We start from the raw sequence: 9,817 nt of genomic DNA, 5'->3' as shown, positions 1-9,817 counted from the left end.
TGTCATTCACGGTAATTGTTTGCTGAGCAGAAGAATGATTACCACAAGCATCAGTAACGGTATATGTACGGATGATCGTTACGGGACAACTACCAGATGGCGCACCGTCGATGCTGCTGACGGTCAGACCGGCATCACCACAAGCGTCAGAAATCGTCAAGCCGTTTGCACGCAGGTAAGCCAACGTATTGGTGGCCGACGGGCGGTCAGCTGCCGTACATCCTTCAATAGCGATTGGAGTCAGGGTACCGGTTATAGCCGGAGCCGTGTTGTCATTCACGGTAATTGTTTGCTGAGCAGAAGAATGATTACCACAAGCATCAGTAACGGTATATGTACGGATGATCGTTACGGGACAACTACCAGATGGCGCACCGTCGATGCTGCTGACGGTCAGACCGGCATCACCACAAGCGTCAGAAATCGTCAAGCCGTTTGCACGCAGGTAAGCCAACGTATTGGTGGCCGACGGGCGGTCAGCTGCCGTACATCCTTCAATGGCTATCGGAGTCAACGTTCCGGTTATAGCCGGAGCTGTTATATCCTGAACAGTAATTGTTTGGATACACGAAGATGTGTTTGCTGATTGATCAGTAGCTGTCCAGGTTCGCTTAATTGTATAGTTGTTAGCACAACTTCCAGTCACTATCTGATCGCTATGGTTAATAGTTATCGATCCTGAAGAAGTGCAATTGTCGGTAGCTGTAGCAATGCCAGTATGAGATGGATCCTGAGACTCATCACAGTTGATTGTAATATCTCCGGGACAAGTAATTACCGGTGGTGTTTTGTCCTGAACCGTAGAAGTAACGGTAGATGTGTTGTTCCCTGGAACGTTATCTTTATAGCTTGTAACAGTAGCAGTATTGGATACCGAAGAGCATTGATTTACGCTCAACGTTCCCTTTATGTAGAGGGTTACAGAGGAACTTTTTGCTATAGTGCCCGGGACATTATAACTGCCTGTCCAGGGTAAATATGTTACATCATCCGTCGAATACATTGGCGATGTAAATGCATTTACAGCATCACTTATTATTACATTACGGGCATAAGATGGGCCAGAAGGATTACTAACTACAATCTTGTATTTAAGTTCCTGACCGGCAATAACCTGAGCTGATTCTACCGTTTTTACAATGGATAAATCAGCTGATGCATTGACAACTACATCAAACGAGCAGGTTGAATAATTTCCGGTTGCATCCGACGCTTTCCATGTAACGGTAGTTGTTCCCTCGTTAAAAGCAACGCCATTCAGGGTTGCTCCGCCAGAACCGGTTGTAGCATTAGTTAAAGTATAGGTTAAAGATGGAGAACCACAATCATCAGTTGCGGTTGCATCCCATCCGGTTCCTGATTGGACATAAGTTGTTCCGGTATTTGCATCTACGGTTTGAGTGCTGCTTACCGCACAATTAATTACGGGTTTCTGAGTGTCAGCAGTATTATTTACAGTAACTGATTGTGACGCTGGTGTGCATCCTTTTTGAGTGTCACGCACCTGAAGATTATATGTTTGTGCGTATAAGGCAGGAATCGTCATAGTTGCTTGCCAGGATGTGGTTGTTGTTCCTGCTTGTGGAGTTGTAGTCACAACATTGCCACCTGATATCGGATACCAGGTGGTGCCATCCAGACTGTATTCTAAATGGTTTGCCGAAGTGTTTGCGGAACTGGCTGTAAATGTGATGTTGCCATTGTTTCCGTTACATGTTGTGGGTGTCGTGGAAACATTACTTATCGATACTTTGTTGACCACGACATTAAATGAACATGTTTGGGTGATTGGAGATCCGGATACCGGTGTATATGTTGCCGTATAGGTGACTGTAGAGCTTCCGACAGGGAAAAAATCTCCTGGGCTTTTTGTGGAGGAAGCCATGAAGTTGATTCCTCCGGCACAATTAGCTCCATTGATAAGGAATGAATTATAGTAAATACGATCAACATAGCATTGGTTATTGCCGTTCCCTGAGAATAAAAATTTTAAATAATAAGCTCCGTTAGGTACTGAGGCGGGAAGATTAATAGTGTAGAGTCCGGAACTGGAAATGTATTTCGAGTCACTCCCAACTAGGTTCATCTGTTCATCAAGAACCTGCAAAGTCCATGTGAAATTCTTATTTGAAGGAAGGACGAATTTTGTATTTATATCAGCTCCGGCATTAAAAAACTGAAGAGGTGTAATAAAATAAGGATTGCCGGAACCTGTTGATTGCCACAAGTTAAGATTGTTACTACCAACTCTTTGAACTCTGTTGTATACCCAACATGAATTCTTTACTTCAGGCAGATTGAATTCTATATAGTAAAGAATACGCTTGAGATGGATCCTGAGTGTTGCAATTTAAGGAGAAGGAGGGTGGTGTCCATGAAACATAAGTGCCATCTAAACCACCTACAGTTGTAGTCGCGCATGCTTCCATGATGGTGGGAGGGCAGCCACTCATGTTTATCGTGCAATCTTGCGCATTTGCTTTCTGGGTAAATCCTAAAGCAACAATCGTTAGAATGGAAAGTAAAAGGGAAGTAAAAGTTTTCATAAACTCTTTAGATTAGATTATTGAAAACAAAAGGCAATTCTAAATATTCAGGAGACACCTACTTGAGATTGATGCTCTGTTCTGATTCTCTGAATTTCCTTTGCTGCAAGTTTCTAATCGTGAAGAATTTACTTCTGTGTCTTAAATGTTGTTTAGCAGGAAATTTGTTTGTTTTTCAATCGCAAGTAGAAATATACCATTTTGTAAAAAGATGCTAACAAATCAACTACACCAAAGGTATATGTTGACAAAATGGATAAAAATGGTAGAATGACATAAATCTTAGTAGGTGAAAAATGCAGATCTTGCTTGGGAAAATATGGATAAAAGTGGGAGGGATTGTACAGGTTGTTTTTTTTATGGACTTGATGTATTGTATTGGTTCATAGTTTTATAGTGAAAATAGAAAGGCGCTGGCAAAAGAATAGGAATTAAAGATGAGTGTTTTTTGATGTGCGTTGAGCGGATTTAGGTTAATTACGGGTTGTATGAATTTGTTTATGTTGTTATTAATCAGATATATGTGCTTGTTTTGACTGTGTGTTTTGGTTGTGTATGGAATAAATGAAATGTTAAATATGTGTTAAATATGTATGGTATTCTGTTATATAAAAATGATATTTTTAATAGTATGTGTAATTTATGCTATTTGCAAATAGCATAAATACAGGACTATAAATTTATTTGTAATTTATTTTATTTGTTCGTTGATAAAACTTCATCAGAAATCAGTATTATAAAATTAATTAATATAAGAGAAAAATGATTATTTTTCTTGATTGGGTATGTATATTTGCATAGGAGATAAGTAGAAAGGCTTGCTTTTAGATGAGTTAATGCTCAATGTGCAGAGCCTAACTTCGTATAAAAGCTTTCGTATAGTTACATAGCTAATGTTGGATGTAAATAGCCAATAGCGTTGTAAATCTGAGGAATATAAAATATGTGGTACATCAGGATTGAAAAGAATCAAAGATTCTTCAGATTTCTTGGTGTAATATTTGTCTCTCTAAACTAAGAAGATCAACTGATTTATTTGGAGTTAAGATATTAAGAGTTGTAAGAATAACTAAAGAGGAAAAAATTCTACTTGCATTGAAATTACTTTTTAAATCAGATTTTTGAACATACACGCATGCGTGTTACCTGAAACCAAAATCCACCTGCTGCTCTCATAGATAACTATGCTGAGAGTTGAACGCAGGATGAGAAATTACAACAAAGAGAAAAATATCAATCTGTTGAGATGCGCTCAACACAACTGAAGAGTTATGTCTAAGTTTAAGATTTGTATAGTCGATGATCAAGCCATTTTTCGTGCCGGAATTAAACAGGCACTGGCTTTGATGAAAGAAAAATTTGAATATATTGAACTTGCAAACTGTACCCAATTACTGACACAGCTGGAACATTTACGTCCGGAAATAGTTATTATGAACCAGGACTCAACAGACGACAGCATCAGTATAACTGAACAATTGATTAAAAACAATCCTGATATTAAAATTTTACTATTCGCAGATCATGCTAACGATGAATTACTTATTAAATTGATTGATAATGGATTGTTTGGTTGTTTGTTGCGTACGGTAGAACCTTACGAGTTAAAGCTTGCGATTGAAATGGTGCTGACGAATCAGTGCTATTTTTCTCCCCAGCTGATTAATAGGATTTTAATGCATCGCATTGTTCCTAATAAAAATGAAAATAAAAAGAATTGGCATGATACTTCGCTGACCAGCAGGGAGCTTGAGATTATTCGGTTACTTTGTAAAGGTCTCGATCAACAACAAATTGCAGAAAAATTATTTATAAGTCCACGAACTGTTGATGCTCATAAGGCGAATATAATGTCGAAGCTGGAGGTGAAAAATACAACGGGAATAATCTTACATGCAATTAAAAATCATGTTATAAGAATGGAGGAATTGGTATGAGTTGATTGTTACGCTATCCGGCACAGAGCTCCGGTTTCTATTGAACACTAAAAAGAAATAGCCCTAACAGTTTCAAAAACTGTTAGGGCTATTTTTGTTAGATGTGGTATTCCAAAATGTTATTTTGGAATCGGAATTGAAATAAAAAAAGGACTAAATCGTATTTTAGTCCTTGAGTGGAGTATAGCGGACTCGAACCGCTCACCTCGACACTGCCAGTGTCGCGCTCTAGCCAGATGAGCTAATACCCCATTGCTTTTTTAGCGGCACAAAGATACTGTTTTAATCCAAATAAAATGCTACTTTTGTGAAAATTTTTAATATGTATATCTATAATACTACATTCTGCTTGGAAGATAGCGCTTTAGATGATTGGAAAAGTTGGCTCGACGAGCAGTATATTCCGATGATGACTGCCGATGGTTCCTTTTCTGATGTTCGCATCTTCCGTGTATTAGCCGAAAATGCTGGAGACTCTTTTTCTATATCAGTGCAATTTTCCGTCGAAGCTTTGGTGAATGTGCAACGCTGGCAAAAGGACAAAGAACAGCAACTGGCTTTGGATGTTACACGTCGTTTCGGAACAAAGGTGCTTTATTTTTCGACCGTACTGGAGGTTTTGGTATGACCTCGGTTGTTGGTGAACGGATAATTATGGGTATCGACCCGGGTACTACCGTTATGGGTTACAGTATGCTTCGGGTTGTGAATAATCGTCCGTCATTATTGGCGATGGGGGTGATTGACCTGCGTAAAATAGCCGATCATTATGCCCGCCTGCACCGTATCTTCGAACGTACTCTTTCGCTGATAGACGAATTTCATCCCGCAGAACTGGCTATCGAAGCTCCTTTCTTCGGCAAAAATGTGCAATCGATGCTCAAGCTCGGAAGAGGGCAGGGGGTTGCCATGGCTGCTGCGCTTCACCGTAATGTGGAGATTACCGAGTATGCTCCTTTGAAAATCAAGATGGCAATAACTGGCAACGGTAAAGCTTCTAAGGAGCAAGTGGCAGAAATGTTGCGCCGAATTCTGAACATTCCTGCCGAAGACATGCAATCGCGACTCGACGCAACTGATGCTTTGGGTGCAGCTCTTTGCCATTTTTACCAGACTAACCGCCCCGTGACCGATAAAAAGTATCGTGGATGGAAAGATTTTGTTGAGAAAAACCAAGACAAAGTAGTGCGATAATGGTTAATTGACAATGATAAACTCAGCTTTTGCAAGCTTTGAATACCTTGCCAATGGGTCGTTTTACGCAATATACAAAAAGGAGAAGACCACTCCAATCTGCAAGATTAAGGTAAATAAAAGTACTTTGGTTTGTATGTATAATTATTGGCAAAACCAGACCCGAAGGGACAACAAAGAATACCAAACCGACGGAAAGTTGTTTGAGTGAGTAGGCCAACGATAGACGGATGTTAGTGAGAAAAAGATTTATGGACGAACGAACGAGTTCTTTCCGTCTCTGTTTTTGCTTACTTTTTGCGCCAAAAAGTAAGGCTTGCTGCAGGCAAAGAAAAAATTAATTAAGTACATCAAAAGTGCCTGAGAATTAATTAGATTAAAATTTAAAGCTTGAATTGGAATGCATTAGCGAACTAAGGGCGTTTTATTTCGTGATACATACAATATGAAATGCTTGCGTGAGTGGAATTAATGGTTAATGTCGCCCTTTGACCCGAATACCTGGAACTTTTGGACTAACAGATCGCTATATTTGTGAGTCGTTTCTAAAATATTGATCAATGAACCTGAATTTTGAGGAAAGCAAAAAGAAAGTATGGCTGAAAATAGCCTTGTTTTTGTTGGCCATTGCTTTGATAGTCGAATTTTTTCCGCGTCAGAACCGGTTTAATTATACCTTCAGCGTGGGGAAACCCTGGCACTACGAACTGATTACCGCCGCATTCGATTTCCCTGTTTATAAAGATGCCAAACTGCTCAAAGCCGAACAGGATAGCGTCTTGCGTCAGTATACGCCCTATTTTCGTTTCAATTCTTCGTTGTTTGCGACTAAAATGGCCGAGATGGATCGTTCCGGTTCATTAGTGCTGTCGATGGCTACTCCTTATCGTCAGTATATTCGTAAACAGTTTGAATACGTTTACAACAAGGGAATTATGCGTACCGAAGATTTTGACAGGGTGCAGAAAGAACATGTGCAGATGGTGGCAGTTGTGAAAAATAATGTAGCCACTCAGATACCATTGGCAGAGGTGTTTACGGTGAAAACGGCTTACGAATATATTGTGGCTCATGCTACTGATGGAGTAAGCAGCAGGGCTTTGCAAGCGTGTAATCTGAATGCTTACCTTACCGACAACCTTGTTTACGATGCTTCTGTGTCGGAACAGGTAAAATCCGATCTGCTCAGGACGATATCGCAAACAGAAGGTATCGTACAGACAGGTGAGCGTATTATCGACAAGGGAGATATCGTTACCGAGTCATCATACCGTGTGCTTACTTCACTGCAAACGGCGATGAACAAAGTTCAGGGAGAAACAACTCAGTCATGGATTGTCTTGCTCGGCGAGATTTTGATTGTGACGGGGCTTATGACACTCTTGTTCCTGTATATGTTTTTATTCCGCCGGCGTGAGATTTTTGCCCGTTTTAAAAATATACTGTTCATCGTTATGATGATTGCGCTGATTGTCGGATGTGCATTTGCCGTTATTTCATTTACAAGTTTCAGTATTTATCTGGTACCTTTTGCTTTGTTGCCGGTAATGATTTGCACGTTCTTCGATTCACGTTCGGCTCTGTTTGCTCACATTATTACTATTATGATGGTGTCGTTTGTGGTGCGTTCGTCACAGTTCGAATTCGTGGTGCTGCAAATTGCTGTGGGTATGACTGTCATCACCAGCCTGCGCGATCTGACGCAGCGTTCGCAACTGGTGCAAACGGCGGGTCTGATCTTTGTGACATACAGCGTAGGTTACCTGGGTATTTCGTTGGTGCAGGATCATAACTTCGATAAAATATTGTGGGTGCGTTTCCTTTTGTTCGGAATCAATGCTCTGTTGCTTCTGTTTGCCTATGCGTTTATTTACGTGGTCGAAAAATCCTTTGGCTTCCTGTCTAACGTCACACTTATAGAACTTTCCAATATCAATAGTCCGCTGATGGTAAGGTTTTCGGAGCAGGCGCCCGGCACTTTCCAGCATTCGTTACAGGTCTCTAATCTTGCTACCGAAGCTGCACAAAAGATCAATGCCAATACCTTACTGGTACGTACCGGAGCTTTGTATCATGATATTGGAAAAATGTCTGCTCCTTCTTACTTCACCGAGAATCAGGTAGGTGGTGTGAATCCGCTGGAATCATTGCCCGATGAAGCAGCAGCCAAAATTGTGATTAACCATGTGGCAGAAGGAGTGAAGATAGCCACGAAAAACAACCTGCCCCGTCAAATCATTCAATTTATACGAATGCACCATGGGCAGAGTAAAGTCCGCTATTTTTATCAACGGTTTTGTACCCAGTTCCCGGCCGTAACCCCGAATGATGAAGCGTTTACCTATCCGGGTCCCAATCCGCGTACCAAGGAAACAGCCCTGTTGATGATGGCCGATGCCGTGGAAGCAGCTTCCCGTAGCCTGACCGAGTATACAGAAGAAAGCATTTCGAGTTTGGTGGAGCGCATCATTCAGACCCAGATCAACGAAGGCGCTTTCCGTGATGCCCCTATCACCCTGCGCGACATTGAAACGGTAAAAGCCGTTTTCAAAGATAAGCTCCGCAATATCTACCACAGCCGTATTGTGTACCCGGCAGCGTCACAGAAAGAACAATAAAAAAGATCCTTATTTATAAAGAGAAACGGACGCTGAAGTAATTTCAGCGTCCGTTTCTCTTTATTGTGCCATGAAGAATATTTATTTCTCCCTGCTATACGTATATAATATATGTCCTTTCTCGTTTATAAAATAGAAGCGGAAATGATGTGCATCGACAGAGCATAACGTGAAGCCGGTGGCATTTTTCCAGTATTTGGAATAAATCCACGGGGTGATAATGCGACCTTTCCAAGTGCTGGCGCCTACTATATAATCAATTTTGTCTTTCTGCTGGTGCTGGAAACTGTGCACATGGCCTGAAAAATAGAAATCGACCTTATACTTCTTTAATAAAGGATTGATCTGATCGACCAGTTCCGATCCGATGCCGGTAAACAATCCGGAGTGGACGATAGGGTGGTGTCCGATGACCACTTTCCATGTTTCGTGTGAAGAGGCCAGCACACTGTCTGCCCAGTGGAGTTGTTTTCTTGTGTCCTGACGAGCCGCATCGGCGTGTCCCCCTTTTTTTATATAGTCGGTTTGAAAAGGATTCGTATCAAGAATCACGAAACGTATAGATGCTCCATTACCGGTCTCCTTTATAAAGGTAAAGTAGCGGGCAGGCATGATCCAGTGCGGATGTGTTTTCCCGTATTCGATCTGACATTGCGGATTGCCGGTGTAGTCGTGATTGCCCAGAGCCAGATACCAATCCATATCCTTTATATATCCGGTTTTGAAAAACTGTTCGAAATTTGATTTCCACACCGGATCAGTAGCTGTCATAGCAGCTCCGCTATGAAAATTGTCGCCTCCCGATATTATATAGCGGGGATTTACCTTCGGAGCCAGTAAATTCATCTGTTCCGAGACCTGTTTTTTTGTCCCGGGACCGTTCACAGAACCGAAATCTGTTACAAAATAGAAATTATAATCCTTGTTGGAGGGTAGGGGAAGGTGGCTTTGATGTACAAATACCCCCCCGATCCAGCATCCGAGAAGAATAATCAGGGTCAAAAGTGTTGGAAAAAGGAATATTTTTGTTCTGTTTGTTCTCATTTTATTGGTATGATTAGAAAATTTGAAGCACAAAAGTACAATTTATTTGCCCCGTTATTTCCATTATTCGATAATAATCGCTGATTTTTGCAGTTTTCTTTCCTTGTTTTGAGTGAAACCTGAGAAACAAAAGGCCTGAAATTTCCAGTAGAGATAAAATAATGGATAAATACGGCCAAATTTCCGCTGACAGATGCTGCACGTTGTTCAAGAGTCTGTAAACGAGTAGAAAATAGTTTGTTTGAAGCATTTATGCGAAAAAAATAGCCTTAAATATGAACTTAAATGGAGTCAAAAATATCCTTTTAACCCACTTTGTAATAGTATTTTAGCGTTAAAATTCCTGGTATACCAATTGTAATACATTGAAATATAGTGATGTAAAGTAAAAGTGAACTTTTTATTGCAAAAATGTTTCAGAGCATTTGGATTTATCAGAAATAAGGTGTTACTTTGCACCCGCTTTGAGAGAGAAACA

6 protein-coding genes and 1 tRNA gene are annotated in these 9,817 nt (G+C 40.6%); 4 read left to right on the top strand and 3 right to left on the bottom strand.

Annotated elements, in window-relative coordinates:
* On the bottom strand, positions 1-2,227 hold a 2,227-nt coding region (locus F8N35_RS10315), incomplete at its 3' end, for an HYR domain-containing protein (RefSeq protein ID WP_293052351.1).
* 1,590 nt (positions 2,228-3,817) lie between these two features.
* On the opposite strand from F8N35_RS10315, the gene F8N35_RS10310 reads away from it, so the two are divergent.
* Complete coding sequence (locus F8N35_RS10310; protein ID WP_293052347.1) at positions 3,818-4,483, top strand: response regulator transcription factor; 666 nt, start codon at positions 3,818-3,820, stop codon at positions 4,481-4,483.
* 177 nt (positions 4,484-4,660) lie between these two features.
* On the opposite strand, the gene F8N35_RS10305 is transcribed toward F8N35_RS10310, so the two are convergent.
* A tRNA-Ala gene (locus tag F8N35_RS10305) sits at positions 4,661-4,734 on the bottom strand.
* Positions 4,735-4,805: 71 nt separating this feature from the next.
* Here F8N35_RS10305 and F8N35_RS10300 point away from each other — a divergent pair.
* From F8N35_RS10300 to F8N35_RS10290, 3 genes are all read left to right on the top strand, one after another.
* Positions 4,806-5,111, top strand: coding sequence for a DUF4286 family protein (locus F8N35_RS10300; protein ID WP_293052344.1), 306 nt, complete (start codon positions 4,806-4,808; stop codon positions 5,109-5,111).
* Complete coding sequence (gene ruvC, locus F8N35_RS10295; protein ID WP_293052341.1) at positions 5,108-5,677, top strand: crossover junction endodeoxyribonuclease RuvC; 570 nt, start codon at positions 5,108-5,110, stop codon at positions 5,675-5,677. Before F8N35_RS10300 ends, ruvC begins: the two co-directional genes overlap by 4 nt.
* A 560-nt stretch (positions 5,678-6,237) precedes the next feature.
* Positions 6,238-8,295 (top strand): HDIG domain-containing metalloprotein, encoded by a 2,058-nt coding sequence (locus tag F8N35_RS10290; protein WP_293052338.1) that lies wholly within the window; start codon positions 6,238-6,240, stop codon positions 8,293-8,295.
* An 81-nt stretch (positions 8,296-8,376) separates the two neighbouring features.
* Here F8N35_RS10290 and F8N35_RS10285 read toward each other — a convergent pair whose 3' ends face one another.
* The gene (locus tag F8N35_RS10285) at positions 8,377-9,339 is read right to left on the bottom strand and encodes a metallophosphoesterase (RefSeq protein ID WP_293052335.1); all 963 of its coding nucleotides are present in this window, start codon (positions 9,337-9,339) and stop codon (positions 8,377-8,379) included.
* Positions 9,340-9,817: the final 478 nt, after the last annotated feature.

This window comes from Paludibacter sp. (genome assembly GCF_009712605.1).
Lineage (GTDB): Bacteria > Bacteroidota > Bacteroidia > Bacteroidales > Paludibacteraceae > Microbacter.
The sequence above is the reverse complement of the archived record's forward strand: the minus strand, read 5'-3'. Positions and strand labels throughout refer to the sequence as shown.